This window comes from Streptomyces sp. B5E4 (genome assembly GCF_039871555.1).
Lineage (GTDB): Bacteria > Actinomycetota > Actinomycetes > Streptomycetales > Streptomycetaceae > Streptomyces.
The window spans coordinates 192,703-215,518 of record NZ_JBDPMI010000009.1; the positions used below are offsets into that span (position 1 = coordinate 192,703).

The 22,816-nt window shown below is 74.8% G+C and carries 19 protein-coding genes; 11 read left to right on the forward strand and 8 right to left on the reverse strand.

Annotated features, from left to right (window positions below):
- Window positions 1-44 precede the first annotated feature (44 nt).
- A complete protein-coding gene (locus ABGA99_RS15140) occupies window positions 45-1,178 on the forward strand; it encodes a serine hydrolase domain-containing protein (protein WP_347582804.1) in 1,134 nt (377 codons plus the stop codon).
- Between the two features lie 22 nt (window positions 1,179-1,200).
- Here the strand turns inward: ABGA99_RS15140 and ABGA99_RS15145 are convergent, their stop codons facing one another.
- Window positions 1,201-1,815, reverse strand: coding sequence for a TetR/AcrR family transcriptional regulator (locus ABGA99_RS15145; protein ID WP_347578388.1), 615 nt, complete (start codon window positions 1,813-1,815; stop codon window positions 1,201-1,203).
- A 106-nt stretch (window positions 1,816-1,921) separates the two neighbouring features.
- Between ABGA99_RS15145 and ABGA99_RS15150 the strand changes: the two genes are divergently transcribed.
- The 3 genes from ABGA99_RS15150 (at window position 1,922) to hemC (ending at window position 6,050) form a co-directional block, all read left to right on the forward strand.
- Window positions 1,922-2,896: an ABC transporter permease gene (locus tag ABGA99_RS15150; RefSeq protein ID WP_347582805.1), complete on the forward strand. Its 975-nt coding sequence runs from the start codon at window positions 1,922-1,924 to the stop codon at window positions 2,894-2,896.
- A gap of 185 nt (window positions 2,897-3,081) precedes the next feature.
- Complete coding sequence (locus tag ABGA99_RS15155; RefSeq protein ID WP_347582806.1) at window positions 3,082-4,953, forward strand: CocE/NonD family hydrolase; 1,872 nt, start codon at window positions 3,082-3,084, stop codon at window positions 4,951-4,953.
- 164 nt (window positions 4,954-5,117) lie between these two features.
- Complete coding sequence (gene hemC / locus ABGA99_RS15160) at window positions 5,118-6,050, forward strand: hydroxymethylbilane synthase (RefSeq protein ID WP_347582807.1); 933 nt, start codon at window positions 5,118-5,120, stop codon at window positions 6,048-6,050.
- Window positions 6,051-6,074: 24 nt separating this feature from the next.
- Here the strand turns inward: hemC and ABGA99_RS15165 are convergent, their stop codons facing one another.
- Together ABGA99_RS15165 and ABGA99_RS15170 are read right to left on the reverse strand one after the other, a co-directional pair.
- Entirely contained in the window at window positions 6,075-7,694 is a 1,620-nt protein-coding gene (locus tag ABGA99_RS15165) for an amidase (RefSeq protein WP_347582808.1), read from the reverse strand.
- Between the two features lie 199 nt (window positions 7,695-7,893).
- Window positions 7,894-9,171, reverse strand: a complete 1,278-nt coding sequence (locus ABGA99_RS15170) for a PQQ-binding-like beta-propeller repeat protein (RefSeq protein WP_347582809.1) — start codon at window positions 9,169-9,171, stop codon at window positions 7,894-7,896.
- A 336-nt stretch (window positions 9,172-9,507) separates the two neighbouring features.
- Between ABGA99_RS15170 and ABGA99_RS15175 the strand changes: the two genes are divergently transcribed.
- Entirely contained in the window at window positions 9,508-10,206 is a 699-nt protein-coding gene (locus ABGA99_RS15175; protein WP_347582810.1) for a response regulator transcription factor, read from the forward strand.
- Between the two features lie 57 nt (window positions 10,207-10,263).
- Here the strand turns inward: ABGA99_RS15175 and ABGA99_RS15180 are convergent, their stop codons facing one another.
- The 3 genes from ABGA99_RS15180 to ABGA99_RS15190 form a co-directional block, all read right to left on the reverse strand.
- A complete protein-coding gene (locus ABGA99_RS15180; protein WP_347578395.1) occupies window positions 10,264-10,824 on the reverse strand; it encodes a hypothetical protein in 561 nt (186 codons plus the stop codon).
- Window positions 10,825-10,835: 11 nt separating this feature from the next.
- Entirely contained in the window at window positions 10,836-12,827 is a 1,992-nt protein-coding gene (locus ABGA99_RS15185) for an alpha/beta fold hydrolase (RefSeq protein WP_347582811.1), read from the reverse strand.
- A 160-nt stretch (window positions 12,828-12,987) separates the two neighbouring features.
- Complete coding sequence (locus tag ABGA99_RS15190) at window positions 12,988-13,290, reverse strand: hypothetical protein (RefSeq protein WP_347582812.1); 303 nt, start codon at window positions 13,288-13,290, stop codon at window positions 12,988-12,990.
- 278 nt (window positions 13,291-13,568) lie between these two features.
- On the opposite strand from ABGA99_RS15190, the gene ABGA99_RS15195 reads away from it, so the two are divergent.
- From ABGA99_RS15195 to ABGA99_RS15205, 3 genes are all read left to right on the forward strand, one after another.
- Window positions 13,569-14,870 carry a methyltransferase gene (locus tag ABGA99_RS15195; RefSeq protein WP_347578398.1) on the forward strand — a complete coding sequence of 434 codons (1,302 nt, stop codon included), beginning with the start codon at window positions 13,569-13,571 and terminating at the stop codon, window positions 14,868-14,870.
- Window positions 14,848-15,258 carry a DCC1-like thiol-disulfide oxidoreductase family protein gene (locus tag ABGA99_RS15200; RefSeq protein ID WP_347578399.1) on the forward strand — a complete coding sequence of 137 codons (411 nt, stop codon included), beginning with the start codon at window positions 14,848-14,850 and terminating at the stop codon, window positions 15,256-15,258. Before ABGA99_RS15195 ends, ABGA99_RS15200 begins: the two co-directional genes overlap by 23 nt.
- 82 nt (window positions 15,259-15,340) lie before the next feature.
- Entirely contained in the window at window positions 15,341-15,742 is a 402-nt protein-coding gene (locus ABGA99_RS15205) for a metalloregulator ArsR/SmtB family transcription factor (protein WP_347578400.1), read from the forward strand.
- A gap of 50 nt (window positions 15,743-15,792) precedes the next feature.
- Here ABGA99_RS15205 and ABGA99_RS15210 read toward each other — a convergent pair whose 3' ends face one another.
- Complete coding sequence (locus tag ABGA99_RS15210) at window positions 15,793-16,827, reverse strand: transposase (RefSeq protein ID WP_347582813.1); 1,035 nt, start codon at window positions 16,825-16,827, stop codon at window positions 15,793-15,795.
- A 276-nt stretch (window positions 16,828-17,103) separates the two neighbouring features.
- Between ABGA99_RS15210 and ABGA99_RS15215 the strand changes: the two genes are divergently transcribed.
- The gene (locus ABGA99_RS15215) at window positions 17,104-18,144 is read left to right on the forward strand and encodes a TIGR03086 family metal-binding protein (RefSeq protein ID WP_347578401.1); all 1,041 of its coding nucleotides are present in this window, start codon (window positions 17,104-17,106) and stop codon (window positions 18,142-18,144) included.
- Window positions 18,145-18,382: 238 nt separating this feature from the next.
- Entirely contained in the window at window positions 18,383-18,895 is a 513-nt protein-coding gene (locus ABGA99_RS15220) for a hemerythrin domain-containing protein (protein WP_347578402.1), read from the forward strand.
- Window positions 18,896-18,933: 38 nt separating this feature from the next.
- On the opposite strand, the gene ABGA99_RS15225 is transcribed toward ABGA99_RS15220, so the two are convergent.
- Entirely contained in the window at window positions 18,934-19,539 is a 606-nt protein-coding gene (locus tag ABGA99_RS15225; RefSeq protein ID WP_347578403.1) for a DUF6506 family protein, read from the reverse strand.
- Between the two features lie 107 nt (window positions 19,540-19,646).
- Here ABGA99_RS15225 and ABGA99_RS15230 point away from each other — a divergent pair, with 107 nt between their 5' ends.
- Window positions 19,647-22,814, forward strand: a complete 3,168-nt coding sequence (locus tag ABGA99_RS15230; protein WP_347582814.1) for a BTAD domain-containing putative transcriptional regulator — start codon at window positions 19,647-19,649, stop codon at window positions 22,812-22,814.
- Window positions 22,815-22,816 lie beyond the last annotated feature (2 nt).

Genomic DNA, 22,816 nt, shown 5'->3' on the forward strand with positions numbered 1-22,816 from the left:
TCATCGCGTACGAGAAGTACGGGACGGGCGAGACGAAAGCGCGGGTGGACCGGGTGAAGCGCGTACGGCGGATGCTGGCGACGGCGACGGCAGTGGTGGCGGTGGCGGCCGGATCGGTCGCCGCCGTACCGGTTGAGGGGGGCGAGGCGGCCGGGCGCGGCGGGCTGCAGGAGCGGCTGGACGAACTGGTGGCCGAGGGCGCGGTGGGCGCGCTCGCGGAGGTGCGCGACGGGCGGCGCGTGTGGCGCGGCACCAGCGGCGTCGCCGAGCGGGACACGCTGCGGAGGGTTCCGGCGCACGGGCGGTTCCGGGTGGGCAGCATCACCAAGACGTTCGTCGCCACCGTCGTCCTGCAACTCGTCGACGAGGGCCGGCTGCGGCTGGACGACCCGGTCGAGGCGTGGCTGCCGGGGGCCGTCCCGGACGGCGGCCGCATCACCGTGCGGCACCTGCTGGGCCACACCAGCGGGATATACGACTACAAGCGCACCCTGACCGTGCCGCCGGACCCGGCGTTCCTGGACTACCGCCACCGGACGTGGACCCCGCGGGAGCAGATCGGGCGCGCCGTCGCCCACCCGCCGACCTCGACGCCGCCGGGCACCGCCTACGCGTACTCCAACACCGGCTACGTCCTGCTCGGCGAGATCATCGAAGAGGCCACCGGCCGCCCGTACGCGAAGGAGATCGGGCGCCGGATCATCCGGCCGCTGCACCTCCACGCCACCTCGCTGCCCGGTACCAACTCGCGCATCCGCGGAGCGCATCCGCGCGGCTACGTCCCGATCGAGCAGGACGGCGGCGGAACGGAGTTGGTCGACTTCACGGAGATGAACCCGTCGCTGTTCGGCGCGGGCGGCGAGATGATCTCCACGGCCCGCGATCTCGACCGGTTCTTCGCCGCACTGCTCGGCGGGCGACTGCTGCCGGACCGGCTCCTGGACGAGATGCGCACGCCGTCGTTCCCGGGCCGCGCCTACGGGCTGGGGCTGGCCTGGAAGGACACCGCGTGCGGGATCACGGTGTACGGCAACGACGGCGACTCCATGACGTACCAGAGCTGGTCGTTCAGCACGGCGGACCTGCGCCGCCACGTCACCGTCGCGCTGACCCCCGACCACCGCGCCGACCTCGACGACTCCGTGGACGCCCTCCTGGACGAGGCGTTCTGCGGCTGACCGGCCGGGGCCGCCCGCGCGCTCAGGCGTGCGGCGACAGCAGGGCGCGCAGGCCGCTGCGGAGTTCGACCTCGACGTCCTTGAACACCGCCCGCTGCACGATGAACCCCTGGACGAGCGCCATCAGCGCGCGTACGACGTGGTCGGTCGGGATGTCCGCGCGCAGGTGGCCCGCGTCCTGGTAGGTGCGGACGACCCCGGCCCACATGACGCGCATCCGGTCGTAGCCGGCGTTCAGGGTCGCGGCCAGCCCCTCGTCGCGCAGGGTCTCGCTCCAGACCTGCACGATCAGTTCGGCGAACGCGCCGGGCCGGTCCGCCCCCGACTTGCGGGCCTGCTCTTCCAGTACGTGGCTCAGCACCTCGTCGATGACGTCGTCGAGGGGGCGCAGCGGGGCCTCGCGGCCGGCCGACTCGAAGGCCAGCCGCATCCGCTCGAACGCCTCCTCGGCGACGGCCGTGATCAGGTCGTTCTTGCCCCGGAAGTAGCGGTAGACCGCACCGGAGGAGAGCCCGGTCTCCTGGAAGACGTCCTGCATGGACGTGGCGTGGAACCCGTTGCGCGTGAAGCAGCGCCGCGCACCGTCCAGGATCTGCCGGCGCCGGGCGTCGAGGTGGGCCTGGGATACGCGAGCCATGGTGGACACACTAAAACGAACGTTCCTTCTTGACAAGTCGCGATCGGCGCGCGCAGAGTGAGTCTCGTAAAACGAACGATCCTTCTCTTTATGATCGAGGCTCCCGATGTCCTCCACCCGCAGCGTGCTCGCGGTCGTCGTCCTGGTCCCGGCCCTCATCGCCCTCGCCCTCTGGGCGTTCGTCTGGCCCAACGCCCGGCTCGCGCCGCGCGACCTGCCCCTCGGCGTCGCCGGCCCCGCCCAGGCCACCGCGCCGCTCAGGGCGCAACTCGCCGAGCGCGGCGACGCCTTCGAGGTGCACGCGTACGTCGACGCGGCCGCGGCCCGTACCGCCGTCGAGGAGCGTGAGGTCTACGGCGCCGTCCTCGCCACCCCCGGCGGGCCAAAGCTGCTGGTGGCCACCGCCGCCGGGCCCAGCGTGGCGCAGTTGCTCACCGAGGCCGTCGGGGAGCAGGCGGGGCGGCCGGTGCCCACCGAGGACGTGGTCCCGCTGCCCGCGGCCGACCCCCGCGGCTCCGCCCTCAACTCCAGCGTCCTGCCGCTGGCGCTGGCCGGCATCGTGATCGGCGCGCTGGTCACGGTGCTGGGGCTGCGAGGCGGTCGCGCGGTGCTGGCGGTGGCCGTCGCGGCCGCGGCGACCGGCCTCGTCGCCGCCGCGCTCGCCGACAGCTGGCTCGGCGCCCTGACCGGCGACTGGTGGGCGGAGGCCGGGGCGCTGGGCCTCACGGTCCTCGCGGGGGCCGCGGCGGTCGCGGGCCTCGCCGCGGTGCTCGGCCGCGCCGGGATGGGGCTGGGCAGCCTGCTGGTGATGCTCCTCGGCAACCCGTTCTCCGGCGTCACCTCGGCCCCCGAGCTGCTCCCGGAGCCGGTGGGGGTACTCGGCCAGTGGCTGCCGCCGGGCGCGGGCGGCTCCCTGATCCGCTCCGTCGCCTACTTCGACGGCAACGCCGCCGCCGGCCCGCTCGCGATCCTCGCCGGCTGGGCCCTCGCGGGCCTCACGCTGCTGACGCTCGGCCCGCTGCTCGACCGCCGCCGCGCCCCGGCGTCCGCGCGGCGGAGCGTGGAGAGCGTCGCGGTGTAGCGCCGCCCCGCACGGAGCCCGTACGGCCCCGGCCAACAGGCCGGTCGTGCGGGCTCGTTGACGTGTACGCGATGTGATCATACGCTCCACGCGTCGGTCCCGGTCGCGCCCGCGACGTGTGGTTTTCCCGGGCGCGCCCAGCCGCCGTCCCCCCACAACTCCGTACCGTCATTCCGGAGGAGCATGTGAAGAGACGCCACGCGGCCGCCTGGGCCGCCTCCGCACTCGCCGCCACCCTCGCGGCGACCGGCGCACTCGCCGGGCCCGCGACCGCGGCGCCCGAGGCGACCGCGGCCGGCCCCCAGGCCCGTATCGCCACCGCCACCGATTCCGTCACGCACGACGAGAACGACCGCGTGCCCGAGGGCGCGGAATGGACCCAGCACTACTTCCCCTCCGCCGACGACTCCGGTACCGAACTGCACGCCGACGTGCTGCTGCCCGAAGGGCTGGAGAAGGGCGAGGAGGTGCCCGTCATCCTGTCCGTCGGGCCGTACTTCGCGCATGCCGGCGCGACCGGCGACGAGGGCTGGTCGCACACCGGGCCCTCCTCGCGGTTCCAGGACTTCACCGAGGGCGCCGACATCTTCGCCGAGGGCTACGCCTTCGTGATGGTCGACCTGCGCGGCTTCGGCGGCTCCACGGGCTGCCTCGACTGGGCCGGGCCCGGTGAACAGGCCGACGTGGAAGCGGCGATCGACTGGGCCGCAAGCCGGCCGTGGTCGACCGGCGCAGTCGGCATGTACGGCAAGTCGTACGACGGCGTGACCGGGCTGATCGGCAACAACCTGGACCAGCGGGCCCTGAAGGCCGTCGTGTCGCAGGAGCCGGTCTGGGACATGTACCAGTACATCTACTCCAACGGCGTGCCCCGCCCCAATGTCACCGGCACCGCCAACGCGTACAACGACATCGCCACCATCCCCCCGATGGCCGACGACGACCCCCGCTACGCGGCCAACGCCCGCTGGGAGGAGACCCATCCGGAGTGCCTGACGGAGAACTCCGCCGGGTACCGGATCTCCGACCAGGACAGCAAGCACTGGAAGTCACGTGACCTGGCGCGGCTGGCCAAGGGGAGCGACACTCCCCTCTTCGTCACGCAGGGCTTCATCGAGCCCAACACGAAGCCCGAGGAGATGGAGGAGTACCTGGACAACCACCGCGGCCCCGAGCGCGGTTGGCTCGGCCAGTGGGACCACGTCCGCGGCGGCGACCGCGTCCCCGACGGCAGGCTGGCGATGGGGCGCGAGGGCTGGTACGACGAGACGCTCTCCTTCTTCGACCAGTATCTGAAGGGCGAGAAGCCGACCGTCCGCTACCCGAAGTACGCCATGGAGGACAACAGCGGCGACTGGCGCGCACAGAGCACCTGGCCGGTCGTCGAGCGGCGCGCGAGCATCTCCCTCGGGGGCGGGTCGTACGTCGACGACGGCGGCGCCTCCGCCCGCGCCGACCTGACCGCCTCCGGCCGCGCGGCGCCCGGCAGGCCCGCGCAGCCGTCCGGAAAGTGGGACATGGAGAACGCGCCCGCACGGGAGCCGGCCGCCCCGGACGGGCTGGCCGCCGAGGCCGCGAAGCAGCAGCGGGCGGGCGAGGTCACGTCGAGCTTCTTCGCGTGGTCCGAGCCGCTGAAGCGGGACGTGCGTGTGACCGGCACGCCGCAGATCGCGCTGAACGCGAAGGGCGCGGGCAACGTCATGGTCAAGCTGTACGACGTCGCCCCCGACGGCACCGCCGTGATGTTCGACGAACAGGTCTCGCTGCTGGAGCGCGGCCGGTTCACCGTCGACCTGAAGTCGACCGACTGGCGGCTGGCGTCCGGGCACGTCCTGGCCGTGGAGATCGGCACCATCCAGACCGGCTCGTGGCGGGACACCCCGTCCGGCGAGACGATCACGGTCGGCGACGCCACGCTGCACCTGGCCCTGGACGGCACCGCCGACGACGTGGCGACGGGCGGCGAGCGCTCGCCGTACCTGGACACGTATGTGAGCCGGAACACGGTGGCGCTCCCCGCGGGCCCGCCGTCGTTCACCGTCCCCGGCGTCAGGTAGCGCCGGCGACACGCTGATCAAGCCGTCACCAGCACGTCCGCCGCCCGGGAGCCCACAGCGGGATTCCGGGCGGCGGACGCGTTCGAGGCGGGTGCGAATCCCGCCCGAGCGCGGGGCCCGGGCCCGGCCGGAGGGCCCGTTTCTGACGGTCTATCGTGTACGGCATGTCCGTGCCCGAGCTCATCCGCATCGTCTCGCGCGACTCCCCCATGGCCCTCGCCCAGGTCGAGCGCGTCCGCACCGAGCTGGCCGCCCTGCACCCCGGCATCCGCACAGCGGTGGTGCCGGTGAAGACCACCGGCGACAAGTGGCTGGGCGACCTGTCCGAGGTCGACGGCAAGGGCGCGTTCACCAAAGAGGTCGACGCCGCGCTGGTCTCCGGAGAGGCGGACCTCGCGGTGCACTGCGTCAAGGACGTGCCCGCGGACCGGCCGCTGCCGGCCGGGACCACGTTCGCCGCGTTCCTGCGCCGCGACGACATCCGCGACGCGCTGGTCCACCCCGGCGGGCTGGGGCTCGACGACCTGCCCGCGGGCACCCGGATCGGCACGTCCTCCGTGCGCCGGATCGCGCAACTCTCCGCCTCGTACCCGCATCTGGAGTGCGTGCCGTTCCGCGGCAACGCCAATCGCCGGCTGGCGAAGCTGTACGCGGGGGAGGTCGACGCGCTGCTGCTCGCCGTGGCAGGGCTGGAGCGCATCGACCGCGCCGACGTCATCACCGAGGTGCTGCCGGTGGAGACCATGTGCCCGCCGCTGGGCGCCGGGATCCTGGCGCTGCAGTGCCGCGAGGACGACACGGCGACCATCGACGTCGTCAGCGACCTCAACCACCCGGAGACGTACCGCGAGGCCATGGCCGAGCGGATGTTCCTGCACGTGCTGCAGGGCCACTGCAACAGCCCCATCGCCGGCTTCGCCACCGCCGCGCCCGACGAACTGTGGCTGCGCGGCCGGGTGTTCACCCCCGACGGCAAGACCGTGCTGGACGCCCGCGAGTCCGCGGGCCGGCTCACCCCGCCCGACCTCGGCACGTCGGTCGCCCTCGCGCTGCTGCGGCAGGGTGCGCGGGAGCTGATCGACGGCATCGCGCACTGAGGCGCGCGGGGCGCGGCGGGGGGCTTACAGGCCCACGTCCGGCGCCCGGTACTCCGGCGGCCTGCGCACCGCGGTCGCGCGCTCGTACGCGTACGCCAGCCGCAGCAGCGTCGGTTCGCTCCACGCCGTCCCCATGAACGTCAGCCCGACCGGCAGCCCGAACGCGAACCCCGCCGGCACGCTCACCGCCGGATAGCCGGCGAGCGCCGCCGGGGTCGAGGAGCCGCCGCCGTAGGTGTCGCCGCGGATCAGGTCGATCTTGGCCGGCGGGCCGCTGGTGGGCATCACGAGCGCGTCGAGACGGTGCCGGCGCAGCACCGCGTCGATCCCCTCGGTGCGCGACAGCCGGTGGTTGACGCCCAGCGCCTCCCGGTACTCCCCCTCGCCGTACTCCAGCCGGTGCACGGTCTCCAGCCCGTCCTGGCGGACGTAGCGCAGCTCGCGGTCGGCGTGCTCGCGGTTGAACTCGATCAGCTCGGCGAGGCCGCGCGGCACGTCGCCGGCGGAGCCGGCGAGATAGGCGTTGATCTCGCGCTTGAACTCGTAGACCTGGACGACGACCTGACCCGGCAGGTCCTCGAGTTGCCCGGCGGTGGGGATGTCGGCCGGGTCGACCACCGTGGCACCGGCCGCGCGCAGCGCGGCGATCGCCTTCTCCGCGATCTCGTCGGCGTGGTGGCTGTAGCCGAAGTACACCTCGCGTGCCACCCCGATCCGCGCGCCGCGAAGCCCGTCGGGGTCGAGGAAGCGGGTGTAGTCGGAGTGGTAGTGGCCGCGGCTCGCCTCGGTCGCGGGGTCGCGCGGGTCGACGCCGACGAGGGTGCCGAGCATGACCGCGGCATCCCGTACGGTACGGGCCATCGGACCGACACTGTCCTGGCTCGGCACCCCGGGGATCATCCCGCCGCGGCCGACGAGCCCGACCGTCGGCTTGACGCCGACGACGCAGTTGGCCGACGACGGGTCGAGGATCGAGCCGTTCGTCTCGGTGCCGATGCCGGCGACGCACAGGTTGGCGGCGACGGCGGCGCCGGTGCCGGAGCTGGACTCGTGGGGCGAGCGGTCCAGCTTGTACGGGTTGGCGGTCTGCCCGCCGCGGGCGCTCCAGCCGGCGTGGTGGGTCAGCGACATGCCGCCGGCCCACTCGCTGAGGTTGGTCTTGCCCAGGATCACGGCACCCGCGGCGCGCAGCCGTGCCGCGACGGCGGAGTCCGTCCGCACCCGCAGCCCCTCCAGGGCGTACGAACCGGCGGTGGTGTGCATCCGGTCGGCGGTCTCCAGGATGTCCTTGAGCAGCACGGGCATGCCGTGCAGCGGGCCGCGGGGCCGCCGTTCCCGGTCGAGCCTCCGCGCCTCGCGGAGTGCGTCGGGGTTGACCTCGATGACCGAGCGGAGGAGGGGGTCGATGCGCTCGATCCGCTCCAGGTAGTGGCGGGTGAGCCGGACGGCGTCGAGCCGCCCGTCGGCCATGCGGCGGCGCAGCTCGGCGATGTCCAGCTCGTCGAACTCGTCCGGGGCGTCCGGGACATGGCGCCGCCCCGGCCGGGCGTGGGCCGGGGCGGCGCCCAGCACGGGCGCGGCGGCAGCGGCGGAGCCGAGGGCGAGCAGGGAGCGGCGCGAGGGGCGCAACGCGGGAGTTCTCATATGCCGGAACGCTAGGGCCGCGGCGCCGCCGGTTCCCTCCGGCTGGCACCCCTCGGCGCCGGGCGCCATCCCCCGGCCCGTACCGGGGGCCAGCCGCATTTCCCGCCGGGGACGGCGGGGTTCGGATCCGCCCGGCGGACGGGCGTGGGGGCGCCGCTGTTCCCTCCGGCTTGCCGTGGCGGCGCCCCCGCGCGGCGCGCTACCGCCGGTACGCCTCGATCCGCAGCGCCTCCTCGCCGACCTCGGGTTCGGCCAGGACGTACAGCGCGCCGCCGTCGTCGCTGGTGGCCACCGCCTGCGCGGAGCCCGCCTTCTCGGGCAGCATGCCCTCGGTCGAGGGCTCGCCGCCCTTCCGCGCGTCCCACAGCGCCAGGTACTCGCCCATGGCGCTGTCCTCCTCGTTCATGCCGTCCTGGAGCGCGACCAGTTCGCCGCCCGACCCGCTCCCGGGGGCCAGGGGGTGCGGAGCGAAGTCGAACTCCTTCTTCCACAGCTCCTTGCCCGCGGTCAGATCGATGCCGACGAAGTCGTTGGTGGCGTCGTCGTAGGAGGTGACGAGCACCGAGTCCCGGATGGTGAAGTCCCCCGGGTCGAGGTGCAGAAAGCCGTCGGGCCGTTCCAGCGGCAGGTCGGTCAGCACCTTGCCGCCCTCGCCGAACGACAGCAGCCGCTCCTGGGTCGCGACCGTCAGCGGCTGGTCGGTGAGGATCTCGACCCGGGCGGGCTGGTCCTCGTCGGTGAAGTCCGCGGCGGTCCACAGCTCTTCGCCGCTGCCGGCGTCGTACGCGGCTATGTGGTTCTCGGCGCCGGTCAGGTCGGGGCAGTCCACCACGGCGACCAGGTTCCCGGCGCTGTGCCGCCAGTCGACGTAGAAGTCGTCGCACTGCTCGCCCACCGTCACCTCGGGGGTGGGCAGTTCCTCGCCGTCGAGCGAGAAGCGGTGCAGACCGTCCTCGATCAGCTCGACCGTGACCGTCTCCTCGCCGACGCTGACGGGAATGACGTCGGCGCTCGGGTAGGCGCTGTCGCCGGCGGTCAGGTCCTCGCTCCACAGCAGCTCGCCGCTCGCGGTGTCGACCACCGCCAGCACCGCGCAGGAGTCGTCGCCGGGCTTCACGTCGGCCGGGCCGAACAGCACGGCGCCGACACCGTTGTCGTTCACGGTCGGCGAGGCGGCGCACGGCTGCCCCGCGCCCTCCGGCGGGGCCAGTTCCCAGGCGGCCTTGCCGGTCTTGGCGTCGTGGCCGGTGACCCCGTCGGTGCTGATGCCGACGACCACGTCACCGCTGACCCACAGCGGGGGCAGCCACACGTCCTTCGGTTCGTGCGCCACGGCCGGCGTCCGCCACTGCTCCGCGAGCGCGGCTCCGCCGCCACCGGCGTCGCCGCCCTCGCCTCCGTCATCCCCGCAGCCCGCGGCCAGCAGCACCGCGCCCGCCGTGGCCACTAACGCCCACTTCGTTGTGTTCGCGCCCATGCAGTCGCTCTTGTCCTCGTCCTTGTCGTGATCAACTCAGCTTCTTCGGACGCGACTCCGGACAGGATGGTTCCGCTACGGGTGGGGCGGAAGTCGGCCACGATACAGGGCTGTTTTCCCCACAAGCGGGCCCCGCGGGCCGGGCGGGCGGTGCCGTCGCGCCCGTTCAGGGCCCGGGCGGCGGCCAGCCAAACGGGCCGAACCGGGCACGATCCGCCGGGTCCCACGCGCCGGTCACCCACCGGTACGGCGGTAGCTTGCGCAATGACCAGTCGGGTTGACTGCGCGACCCTTTCCGTATCAGTGAGGTGAGTTCGCGTGCTTTCCATCGGAATCGTGACGCCTGACCGCCGGCATCTGTCGCACGTGCTCGGGCTCGCACTCGACAGATTCCACATCGACATCGTGCTGAGCAGCACCGTGGTGGCGGACGCCGTCTCACGCCCCGAGGCCGGCCGGGTGGACGTCTGGCTGGCGCGCCCGGCCGCGGCCACCGGGGAGTCCGTACGGGAGTTCCGGCGGCTGCTGCCGCCGCGGGGGACCGCCGGGTACGAGGCCGAGGACGGCGGGGCCGGGGCAGGTGCCGGGGGCGTGGGCCGCCCCCGGCCGCTGGCCGTGGTGTGCGGGGGTGAGGAGAGCCAGGTGGCACAGGCGCTGGCGCTGGGCGCGTCGGCCGTGATGCTGCCGGACGACTCGGTGTTCGACACCACCGCCGGCCTGTACGCGGCGGCCTCCCGGGACCTGTTCGTCTCACCGCGGCTGCTGCGCCGGGTGTCGCGGCGGCTGAGCGACGTGCTCAGCGGGCCGCTGACCGTCGGCGTGGACGTGCTGACCGAGCGGGAGCAGCGGGTGCTGAGCCTGATGTCCGCGGGCATGTCCAACGGGGCCATCGCCCGCTCGCTGTGCATCAGCCCCGCGACGGTGTCCACGCATGTGGGGCACATCCTGCGCAAGCTCGGCGCCGGGAACCGTACGCAGGCGGTGATCGCCGCGCTGCAGCAGTCGCTGATCGCGCACCCGGCGCACCGCGCCTGAGGGAGGGCGCGGTACGCCGGGTGCGAGGCGGTCGCGTACGCGGGCCGCCCGCGGCCGTCAGGTGCGGCGGTGCGGCGGCAGCTCGTGGAAGTCGGACGCGAAGAGCGTGCGCGGCTCCTCCTCCTCGTCGAAGCCGCCGGAGGACACCACGAGGAACTGCACCTGCCGGGAGCCCGGCGGATGCGGGCAGTGGTGCGTGACGAAGGTGAGCAGCGCCAGATAGGGGATGGTCAACTGCAGGACCTCGATGCGCTTCTCGTCCAGCGCGAGCTGGGTCAGCTCCGAGACGGTGTCGGGCAGCAGCTTCTCCACCCGCCGCCCGGGGTGCCAGAGCATGTGCCGGATCGTGCGCCGCTCCAGCATCGGGTACTCGGACCACTCCGTGGTGCCGCCGTCCGACAGCCGCTCGCGCCCCAGGACGTGGATGTCGGAGCGGCCGGGGTTGGGGGCGAAGAACGTGGTGACGGGGATCGCCGTGTTGATGGGGTCGATGCGGGTGAGGAACCTCGGGGTCTTGCGGAACTGCTTGGCCGCGGTGAGCCCCAGCCAGGAGGCGAGGACGCCGTAGAGCCCGTAGCGGGCGGCGGACCGCGGGAGTGCGGTGGCGGTGGTGGTCATGTGCGGTCTCCTCAGGCGCTGTCGGGGGCCGGCTCTGCCTTCCCGGCCTTCAGGGGTACGACCCGGGCGGCGCCCTTCGCCGCGCGCGTACGGGCCCACTCCACGGCCCGTACGACATGCGCCGCGTGCGCCTCGTCCAGCACCAGCGACTCGTGCCCCGCCTCCTCCACGACGTCGTGCCGCGACACCGTGGACAGCAGCGCCAGCTCCCGCTGGAACTCGGCGTGCAGCGGGTCGCTGCGCACCGTCTCCCCCGCGGTCACCACCGCCACCGGCGTGTCCGTCGCGGGCAGCGGCTGCCGTGCGTCGGGGCACCAGGTGCGCTGCGACTCGGCCAGCTCCTCGCGCGCCGTACGCCACAGCCGCGGCCGGCGCACGATCCGCTCCGTGGCCTCGCCCAGCGGCTCCGGCAGCCCCCTCATCTGCTGCGGACGGCCGGAGTGGCGCAGCAGCCCGAACGCGGCCTGCAGCCCGGTCGTCGTCATGCGCTGCCGGATCCAGGGCAGCGCCTCGCGCTGCCGCGGGGAGCGGACGAACTGCTCGGGGTGGGTGGCGTCCACGAACACCAGGCCGCCGGTGAGTTCGGGGTGGCGGCGGGCGAAGGTGCGGATCAACAGGCCGCCGACGGAGTGGCCGACGAGGACGAACGGGGGCCCCAGCCCCAGGGTGTGCAGGGTCTCCGCGAGGACGTCGGCGGCCTCGTCCGGGCCCTGCGGGCGGTCGGCGGCGTCGCTCCAGCCGATTCCCGGCCGGTCGTACGCGGCACTGGGCGTCCGCGGATCCAGGCCGCGCTGCACCCAGCCCCACTGGGTGGCGGGGGCGGCGAGGCCGTTCTCGAAGACGACGGAGGGTCCTTCCGCGGCGGAGTTGCGGGGCAGGACGTGGACGGTCCGGCCGCCGACGGTGAGGAGTTCGCCGGGTGCGTCGCTGCGCAGCCGGGCGTCACGGGCGCGGCCCGCCTGCCGGACGGCGGCGCCGGCCAGCAGCGCGAGACCGGCGCCGGCGGTGACGGCGGCGGCGCCGCGGGGGCCGGCGGCGGCGCGGAGCAGCCGTCCCGCGGTGGCGGCGTACGACGTCGGGGAGGCGGCCGGGGCGGCGGCGCGGGCGCGGGGGCCGAGGGAGCGGGAGACGTGCGCGAGCGCCGGGTAGGTGGAGCAGTAGGACCACACGAAGCGGTTGAGCCCCATGAAACGCGCGTTGCCGAGGTGGAACGCCGTACCCGCGGCCAGGATCCCGCGCGCCACGGGCTTCGGCGCGACCAGCACCAGCGGGAACGCCATCTCGCCGAGGATCGTCGCCCACGCGACCGACTTCGCCAGCCACGGCCGGTCGCGTACGGCGCGGTGGAAGAGCGGGTCGCCGAAGGTGTGCGTACGGAAGATCTCCGGGATCGCCGTGCCGTCGCGCCAGACCGGGGAGATGAGCTTGGCCGCGCCCGAGGTGAAGTACGCCATGCAGACCTGCGCGGCGAGGAAGCGCACCAGCATCTCGCGGGCCCGCGGATCGTGCCCGAACGCCTTCTCCGCGGCGGACACCGCGTAGTTGACGAACGTCAGGTGGTCGGAGCCGTCGAGGCCGAAGCCGCCCATGCGGGTGTGCAGGCCGTGCGCGGTGCCGCACATGGTCGCGGCGAGCACCCCGCGCTGCGCGCGGGTGGCGCCGGGCAGCAGCAGGCCGAGGCCGGTCAGGGCGCGGGTCTGCACCACGCCGACGACGCCGGGGTAGCCGAAGACCTTCTCCAGCCGCTCCTCGCCGACGCGGCGCCACCACAGGGGGGCGCGCAGCCGCATCACGGGCCAGGCGAACAGGCCGTCGTCGGCGAGCGTTTCGGCGGTGGCGAGCTGTTCGACGGCGCCGATGGTGGCGCCGACGGAGGTCATCAGCTCCAGCTTGCGGAACACGGTGTCGATGTCGTCCCGGCCGCCGTAGAGCCGGTCGGCGAGCCGGCCCGCCGACAGGCGGGCGGCGGCGACTGAGGGGGGTGGAGCACTGGGGGATGTCACGGGTGGGGTCTCCCTTCTGGCGGTACGGCGGTGCGCTCCCGGGCGGCGGCGGGGTGCCGTCCGCCCGGGAGCGCCGCGGCCGGCCGGACGCCGGGTGGCACCGAGGTGCGGGCGGTACCGGGACGTCAGGCCGTACGGCGGCTGAGGTGCGGGCCGGCCGTCAGACCATGCCCGGGTGGCCGCCGGTCAGCTGGTCGACCGAACGTCCCCTGAGCGCGGCGCCGTCGGGGGCGTCGGGCGAGGTGCCGTCGTGGTAGCCGAAGGCCGTGACGAAGCTGGTGACCGGGCCGAGCGCGCACCCGACCGCCCCGGCGACCGTCAGCGCGATCAGCGGGGTGAAGAGCACCGGGACGACGCGGTCGGTGGGGGCGACGAAGTGCTCGTCGTGCTCCGCCGCGTTCTTCTGCGCCCAGACGGCGATGCGCGAGTCCTCCGTCGTGGGGGGCTGAAGGGTCGTGGTCATGACCTCTTCCTTTCGTCGGGAGACTCCGAAGCTAGGCGCGCCGGCGGGGCCCGGCATCCGGTCAATGCACCGTCTTGGCGGCCGGTACGGAGGTGTTCCGAGGATTGACGCCGGGCGCCGGTTCGGGTACGGGCGTGGGCAGGCCGCCCCGGTCCGGGTTTGTCAATCCCCCGTAGCCCGCTCGTGTGCCGCGGTCCCTCCGGCGAACTGCGGATGCGCGGGCGCGGGCGGCGGTCCTACGTTCCGGGCATGAGGACGCCGAGCGGAAGGGCCGGGGCATGAGCGAGCCGACGCACGACGGAGGCCGGGAGCCGACGCACGAGCAGGAGGGGACGCGGCCCGCGGGGGAAGGCGGCGGCGCGGAACCACGGGGCGGCCGGGGGGCCCTGCACGGGACCGGGCGGCAGGGGTCCGCCGGCACGGGCGGGCCGGGGGCCGGGCGCGGGGCCGGCGGACGGACGGCCGAGGAGACCGAGGAGGCCGAGGAGGCCGCCGTACTGGCCGCGACCGGCACCCTGGTCTACGGCTTCGCGCTCTCCCGGATCACCGGCGCCTTCGTCCGCCTCGGCATCCCCGACGCGCTCGCCGGCACCGCCCTGCCCGCCGACCGCCTCGCCCACGCCACCGGCACCCACGAGCCGTCCCTGCGCCGCCTGCTGCGCGCCGCGACGGCGCTGGGCCTGCTGACCGTACGGCCCGGCGGACGCTACGAACTGACGCTGCTCGGCGAGCTGTTCCGCGACGACCCGCGGCTGCGCCGGCTGGCGGAGCTGTACGGCGACCCGGCGGTGTGGCAGGCGTACGGCGCGCTGGAGGACGCCGTACGCGACGGCGGCTCCGCCTTCCGGCACGCCCACGGCGTCGGCCTCTTCACGGCGCTGGAGACGGACGGGCCGCTGGCGGCGCGCTTCACCGAGGCGATGGGCACGGTGACGGCAGCGGTGACAGAACCGGTGCTCGCGGGCTTCGACTTCGGCGGCATCCGGCACCTCGTGGACGTCGGCGGCGGCGACGGCACGCTGCTCGCCGCGCTGCTGCGCGCGTACCCGCACCTGCGCGGCACGCTGCTGGAGCGGCCCGCGGCCCTCGCCGCCGCGCCGCGCGTGCTGCGGGCGGCGGGGGTGGCGGACCGGTGCGCGCTGGTGGAGGGCGACTTCTTCACCGCGGTGCGGACGGGCGACGGCGGCCCGGCCGACGCCTGCCTGCTGAAGAACATCCTGCACAACTTCGGCGACGACGACTGCGTGCGCGTGCTGCGCGCCTGCCGGGGAGCGCTGCGGCCCGGCGGGCGGGTGCTGGTGCCCGCGCTGGTCCTGCCGGAGGCGGGGAGCGGCGCCCGTACGCAGGCGGACGCGGAGGTGGCGGTGGCGCTGAGCGACGTGGAGATGATGGTGCTGACGGCGGGGCGGGAGCGGACCCTCGCCGAGTATCGCGTGCTGTTCGCCCGCGCGGGGCTCGCGCTGCCGCCGGAGCCGCCCCCGGCTTTGCCCGGCCCGGCGCACCACCACATGCTGGAGGGGACGAGCGGAACACGCTCCGAGACGGAGGAGGAGCGGGATGCTGCTGCTGTACGACGGTGACTGCGGCTTCTGCACCGGGTGGGCCGACTTCGGGCGCCGGCGGTTCGCGCCTCGGGTGCGGATCGTGCCGTGGCAGTCGGTGGACCCGGCGGTGTACGGGGTGCCGGAGGAGCGGCTGCTGCGCGAGGTGGTGCTGGTCGAGGAGGCGGGGCAGGCACCCGCCGGGGCCCCGGCGGCGCCCCCGCCGCCGGGCGGCGCCCTGGCCATCGCCGGCACCCTGCGCAGCGGCAACCGCGCCGGCCGCCTCCTGGGCCGCGCCCTCGCCGCCCGGCCGGTACGCCGCCCCGCCGCGGCCGTCTACCGCCTGGTCTCCCGCCACCGCTACCGGCTGCGCTTCCCCTTCCTCCCGGCCCGCTCCGGCGCGAGCTGCGGCGCCCCCCAGCGGTAGCGACCAGGTTATTCAACCGAACGGTTGACCAAGCGCGGGGTCCGGGCTAGCGTGTATTCAACCGAACAGTTGAGGACGTGAGATGACCTCGGTCCCAGAGCCCGAGCCTGAGCCCGACGAACGGCTGTCGCTGGTGTTCTCCGCCCTGGCGGACCCGACCCGGCGCGACATCGTCGCCCGCCTCACCGCGGGCGACGCCACCGTCAACGAGCTGGCCGAGCCGTACGACGTCAGCGTGCAGGCCGTCTCCAAGCACATCCGCGTCCTGGAGGACGCCGGCCTGGTCAGCCGCAGCCGGGACGCCCAGCGGCGGCCCTGTCACCTGGAGGCGGAGGTCTTCGACCTCATGACGAAGTGGATAGAGCGCTACCGGCGCGCGGCGGAGGAGCGCTACCGCCGCCTGGACGCCGTCCTGGAGCGGATGGAAGCCCAGGAAGGACCGCCGGAGACGAACCCCCGGACGACGAAGGAAGAAGCATCTTGACGTCCTCCCCCTCGCGCGAACGAGGGGGATTCCCACCCGAAGCCCCAGCTCTACGTGGAGAGGAGGAGATCGGATTGAGGTTCACGGTGCACCGGCCCGCTGATGCAGGGCCCTTCCCGTGCAGCAACCGCCCGCCCGGCGGCCGTCTTGATGTTCCGTGCGGCGTTGACGTCGGCGTTGCCCGTGTGCCCGCAGGCGCGGCACGAGAAGCGCGCTTGGCTCTCGCGCGCCTCCCGGTCCACTACTCCGCAGGCCGAACAACGCAGCGACGTGTACGCCGGATCGACCCGGACCACCCGGCCCGAGGCCTTGTCCTCCAGCCGGGCCGCCAAGGCACCCCACCCGGACCGCAGGATGCCGCGGTTCACACCGGCTTTCTGCCGCACCCGCGAGCCTGGAGTCGCGACCGTGCCCCTGGCCGAGGCGGTCATGCTCCGCACATCAAGGCCCTCAATACCGATCACGTCGAAGCCGGCGGCAAGATAGGTGGTCGACTTCTCCACCCAGTCCCGGCGGCGATCCGCGTCACGTGCCTTCAGCCGGGCAAACGCGGATCTCACTTTCCAGCGCCGGTTCGAACCCCGCTTGCACCGGGCCAGACGCCGCTGCAACAACACCAGGCGGCGTGCCTCGCTCTCCCGCAGCCGCGGCGCGTGCAGTCTCTCTCCGGTGGACAGGGCCGCGGAGACGGCCACGCCGCGATCGACGCCCACCACCGCGCCGTTCCCAGGCGCAGGAACCGGGTCGGGGACGGCGGCGAAGGCCACATGCCACCGGCCCGCCCTCTCACACGTGACGCGATACGACTTGACACCCTCGGGCACGGCACGAGACCAGCGAAACCGCACCCAACCGACCTTCGGCACCCTCACCTCGCCGCTGCTGCGAGACAGCCGTCGCACATCGCCCGGCTTCACCGCGACGACACGGAATCCCTCATGCCGCCCGGCCCTGCGCCACGAAGGCCGCCGGTGCGGGCCGCGGAAGAAGTTCGCCATGGCCTGGGCGAAGTCCCGCAGCGCCTGCTGCTGCACGGTTTGCGACGCTGCGGCCAGCCACGGGTTCACCGCGCGGGCCTCGGTCAACTGCCGGGCCTGGGCCACGTAACCAGGCGCCGGGCCGCGCCGGGGACCACGAATGCTGCTCCACCGCCAGATTCCATACGAAACGCGCATGCGCACAATGCCGACGCAGGATTTCCACCTGGTCAGACGTAGGGCACAGACGGTAACGGGACATGCACGCAACTTACCGGCTTGCACTGACAACGCCCCTGCTGAATAACGGCATCCCCCGGTGTCCCGCAGGAACACCTCTCCCTCCCCCGGCCGAAGCCGGAAGTACCCCACTAAGGAACTGAGATGAGCACCACGCCCACCCGCCACCGCAACGAGACCGGGATCGTCCTCGACCCGGCGCTGCCCACCATCGTCATCACCCGGGAGTTCGAGGCCCCGCCCGAGCGGGTGTTCCGCGCGCACACCGACCCCGACCTCATCGCCCAGTGGCTCGGCCCGCGCGGACTGACCATGACCATCGAGCGGTACGACGCCCGCACCGACGGCTCGTACCGCTACATCCACGCCGACGAGGAGGGCAACGAGTACGCCTTCCACGGCGTCTTCCACGAGGTGCGCCCCACCGAGCGCATCGTCCAGACCTTCACCTACGAGGGCATGCCCGACAGCGTCAGCCTGGAGACGGCCGTCTTCGAGGACCTCGGCGGACGCACCCGGCTGACCACCACGTCACTGCTGGACTCCCTCGAATCCCGCGACGGGATGATCGCCGGCGGTGCCGAGACCGGGATCCGCGAGGGGTACGAGCGGCTGGACTCCCTGCTCGACGGCACGCAGGCCGCCGCGGAGCACCGCCGGATCGCGGGCGACTTCACCGCGCGCGTCGGCGGCGTCCCGGCGGGCAGGTGGGACGACCCGGCGCCGTGCGAGGGGTGGGTCGCGCGGGACGTCGTACGGCACCTCGTCGAGTGGTTCCCGGGCTTCCTGAAGGCGGGCGCGGGCATCGAACTGCCCAAGGGCCCGTCGGTGGACGACGACCCGGTGGCGGCCTGGCAGGTCCACAACGACGCCGTGCAGGCCCTCCTGGACGACCCGGCCACCGCCGGCAGGACGCTCTCGCACCCGGAGACCGGCGACCTCCCGCTGGCCCAGGCGATCGACCGCTTCTACACCGCGGACGTCTTCATGCACACCTGGGATCTGGCCCGGGCCACCGGCCAGGACGAGCGGTTGGATCCGGCCAAGTGCGCCGCTCTGCTGGCGGGGATGCTGCCGATGGACGAGGTGCTGCGCGGCAGCGGCCACTACGGCCCGCGCGTCGAGGTCCCCGACAGCGCCGACGTGCAGACCCGTCTGCTGGCGTTCATCGGCCGCACGCCCTGAACCAGGCCGTGCCCGGCCGGTCCCGTTCCTGTCCCTGCCGCGCCGCCCGTGGCAGGGACAGGACCGTGCGTGCAGCGTATGGGCTGGTGAGCCGCCCGGCTCGGGTCGTGCCACGGATTTGGCCGATGCTTGACGGTCACTTGGCCAGTCGCTGGTACCGGCGGGCCCGGGAAGCCCGCCCGCCGGGGTGCCGGGACCCCGGGCCCCGGCACCCCGGCCGCCGTGATCGGATGGCGCCATGTCCCCCGAATCCCGTGCGCGGCTCGTCGCCTTCGGCGACGAACTCCTCGCCATCCACCGCGGGCTCCGCGCCGAGCTGGCGCGGCTCCGTACGGAGACCGACGACTATCTGGCCGGCGGCCCCCGGCCGCGCGACCTCAAAGCCCACTGCCTCGCCTTCTGCACCGCGCTGACCTCCCACCACACCGGCGAGGACCGCGGCGCCTTCCCCGCGCTCGCCGCGCGCCACCCCGACCTGCGGCCGCTGATCGCCAAGATGAAGGAGGACCACGCCATGATGAGCGGCCTCCTGCAGAGCCTGGAGCGGGTCCTCGACCACGTGCCCGAGGACCCGGACGAGCGGGACGCGGCGCGGGTGCGGGGCGAGCTGGAGGGGCTGAGCGCGATCGTGGAATCGCACTTCCGCTTCGAGGAGCGGACGATCGTCGCTGCCCTCGACGCGCTGCCGGCCGAGGCCGGCAGCACCGAAGACCTGCTGGGACTGCCGGGCACGGCACAGGACGGCGCGTAGCCCGGGATCCCGCCCCCCGGGGCCGGGACCCCAGGGGGTCAGGCGGCGCGGAAGGCGGCCGCGGCGTCCATCGACTCGATGCCGTACGTCACCGAGCCGACCGGGATGCCGCCGGAGACCGCGTGGACACGGGCCGCCGCGTCGGCGCCGAAGCCGCCGAAGATCTCGATCAGGCCCACGTTCGAGCCCCGTACCTCCCGCGCCTCCCGCTCCGCCGCGGCGAGGTCCGGCACCGCGATCGCGCGGAAGCCGAACCCGCCCTCGCGCTCGACGACCAGCCGGTCCCGCCGCGGATCCGCGCCCGGCAGCAGCATCAGGAACAGCTCCGACTGGTCCTGGCCCGCCAGGAACGTCAGATGGAAGCGGGAGACGGCGGCCAGCGACTCGCTGCCGTAGCCGATCGCCCCGACCGGCACCCGGTCCCCGACCTCGGCGATCACCTTCGCCGCCCCCACGGGACCGAACCCGCCGCACAGCTCGACCAGCCCGGCCCCCTCCGTCACCAGATCGGCGATGAGGGGCGCCGCCTCCGCCTCGTCCGGCACGGCGAGCAGCGTCAGCCGCCGCCCGCCGGACTCGAAGACCGTCCGGGTGCCCTTGGGGTCGGCGTCCGGCTGCGGGAAGACCACGATGGACTCGGACATGGTGTCGCTCCTCGGTATCCGCGGGGCGCGGTGTGCGTACCCCGGTACGGCACCGACGCTACGGAGCCGCGCTGACGGTCCACTGACGGTCGGCTTACGATCGCCGGATGCGCTTCGGTGTGCTGGGACCGCTCGCCGTCTGGACCGACACGGGGCAGGACGTCGCCGTGCCGGGCGCCAAGGTGCGCGCGCTGCTGGCGGACCTGCTGGTGCACCACGGGCGGGCGGTGCCGGCGCAGACGCTGATCGAGGACCTGTGGGAGGGCGCCCCGCCCGCGGGGGCCACGGGCGCGCTGCAGTCGAAGGTCGCCCAGTTGCGCCGGGCGCTGGAACGGGCCGAGCCGGGCGGCCGGGCCCTGGTGGAACGGGCCCCGCACGGCTACCGGCTGCGGGCGGAGCCGGACCGGGTGGACGCGGCGTTCGCGCGGGCGGCGGCACAGCGGCTGGAGGAGCGGCGGGTAACGGCGTTCGAGGGGCTGGCGGAGGAGCGCGTCGGGCGGGGCGGACACGGCGCGCTGGCGGACGAGTTGTCGGCGATGCTGGCGGCGCATCCGCTGCGCGAGCGGCTGCACGCGGTACGGATCCGCGGGCTGTACCTCGACGGCCGGCAGGCGGAGGCGCTGGCGGCGTACCGGGAGATCAGGGACCGGCTGGCGGAGGAGCTGGGGGTGGACCCGGGGCGGGAGCTGACGGCGGTCCACGAGGCGGTGCTGCGGCAGGATCCGGCGCTGGAGGGGGACGGCGGCGGGTCGCCGGGGGCACCGGCCGGGCCCGGACCGCGTACGGGAGGGGCGTCGCCGGCGGGGGGCGCCTCGGGTACGGAATCCGCGTGGCCGGCCGCATCCGGAGCCCGCACGGGCCCGGCGGCACCCGCCGGGCCCGGCTCTGCGCTCGGCCCGGAGTCCGCCGGACTCGCCTCGGCCGCCGGCCCCGCGCCGTATGCCGGGCTCGCCGCCCTCGTCGGGCGGGACGACGCCGTCGCCGAGGTCCTGGCGCTGCTCGGCGCGCACCGGCTCGTCACGCTCACCGGCCCCGCCGGGGTCGGCAAGACGCGGCTGGCGCTGGAGGTCGCGGCGAGCGCCGAAGGCGGGGCGCGGGTGGTGGAGCTGGCCGGTGTCGGCGCCGCCGGGGCCCGGCGGGACCGCGCCGTCCTGGCGGAGCGGATCGCGGCGGCCCTCGGCGTCCGGGGCGACCTGGGCCGCGCGCTCGGCACCCGGCGCCTGCTCCTCGTCCTCGACACCGTCGAGCACCTGGCCGTGCCCGCGGCCCGGCTGGTCGTGGCGCTGCTGGGCGCCGCCCCCGGGCTGCGGGTCCTGGCCACCGGGCGCGAGCCGCTGGCCGTGCCCGGCGAACGGCAGTGGCCGGTCGCGCCGTTGCCGGCACAGGCGGCGGTACGGCTCTTCCGCGAGCGGGTCGCGGACGCCGTCCCCGGGTTCGCCGCGGACGACGCGGAGATCGCGGCCGTCTGCCGCCGCCTCGACGGGCTGCCGCTGGCGATCGAACTGGCGGCGGCGCGGGTGCGCACGCTCGGCCTGCGCGAGGTCGCCGCCCGGCTCGACGACCGGTTCCGCCTCCTCGGCGCGGGCGCGCGCACGCTGCGGGCGGCGTTCGACTGGAGCTGGGAGCCGCTGGACGCCGGCGAACGGGCGGTGCTGCGGCGGCTGTCGGTGTGCGCGGGCGGGTTCGACCTGGCGACGGCGGAGGCGGTCGCCGCGGGGCCGGAGGTCGCGCGCGAGGACGTGGCGGGGACGGTGGCGGCGCTGGCGGACCGCTCGCTGATCACCGTGGACGGGACGGCGGCGGGCCGGTTCCGGTTGCTGGAGAGCGTGGCGGCGTACGCCCGGGAGCGGCTGGCGGAGGCGGCGGAGTCGACGGCGTACGCGAGCCGCCACGCCCGTCACTTCACGGACTTCGCGGAGCGGGCGGACGACCGGCTCCGCGGCCCGGAACAGCGGGAGTGGCTGCGCCGCCTGGACACGGAGACACCGAACCTGCGGGCGGCGCTGGCGGGTTGCGTGGAACGCGGCGAGGGCGGGGCGGCGCTGCGGCTGTGCGGGGCGCTGGGCTGGTACTGGTTCCTGCGGGGCGGTTACCGGGAGGCCCACCGGGCGTTCGGCGACGCGCTGGCGGCGGCGGAGCCGCCGGTGGACCCGAGCGCTCCGGAACCGGGAGCCACGGCGGATTTGGACGGCCCGGCGGACGCGCGCACCGGGGCCGGCGGGGACGGTTCCGTGGCGCCGCCCGGTGGGCCGGGGTCCGGCGCTTCGGGCTCCGACCGTTCGTGGGCGCTGGTGTGGCGGGCTGCGCTGGAAGCCTGGGAGCGGATGCCCGGTGGCCGGCCTCCCGGTGTGCGGCCCCCGGTCCGTACGGCGCGGCAGCGGTGGCTGCTCGGCTTCGCCCGTGCCGACGGCGGGGATCTGCCCGCCGCCGTGCGGGACGTCGACCGCGCGCTCGCCGACTTCCGGCGCGACTCCGACCGGTGGGGGACCGCCGCCGCGCTCGGTGTACTCGGCTGGGAGTCGCTGCGGCTCGGCGACCCCGGCCGCGCGCACCGCGAGGGCGAGGAGGCGCTGGCGCTCTTCCGGGAGGCCGGCGACCGGTGGGGACAGGCGCACGCACTGCGGCTGCTCGGCGTCCTCGCCGAGGTCGACGGCGACTACGAGCGCGCCGGGCGGCTGCACCGGGAGGGGCTGGCCGCCGCCGAGGCGCTGGAGTTGTGGCCCGTCGTGGTCGAGGGGTTCTCCCAGCTCGGCCGGCTCGCCGCGCTCGCCCGGGCGTACGCCCGCGCCGACGCCCACTATGAGCGCGCTCTGCACGTCGCCCGCGAGCGCGGTTTCCACCACGGCGTCGTCCACGCCCGCGTCGGCCTCGGGACCTCCGCCCGCAGACAGGGCCGGCTCGACGCCGCCGAGGAGCATCTGCACGCCGCGGAACAGGCCCACCGCGACGACGGCTACCGCTCCGGCCTCGCCTACGTCCTCGCCGAACTCGGTTTCGTCGCCGAGCAGCGCGGCGACGCCGGCCGGGCCCGCGCCCGGCACACCGAGAGCCTGGCGCTGGCCCGCGCCGCGTCCGACCCGCGGGCCGTGGCGCTGGCGACCGAGGGGCTGGCCGGCGCCGCGTCGCTGGCGGGCGACGCCGAGGCCGCGGCCCGCCTCCTCGCCGAGGCCGCCCGGATCCGGCCCCTGCCGCCCGCGGAACGCACCGACGTCGACCGCATCACGGCCCGTATCGCGGACACCTCCGGCCCGCCTTCCGTGCCCGGCGCACAATAGGC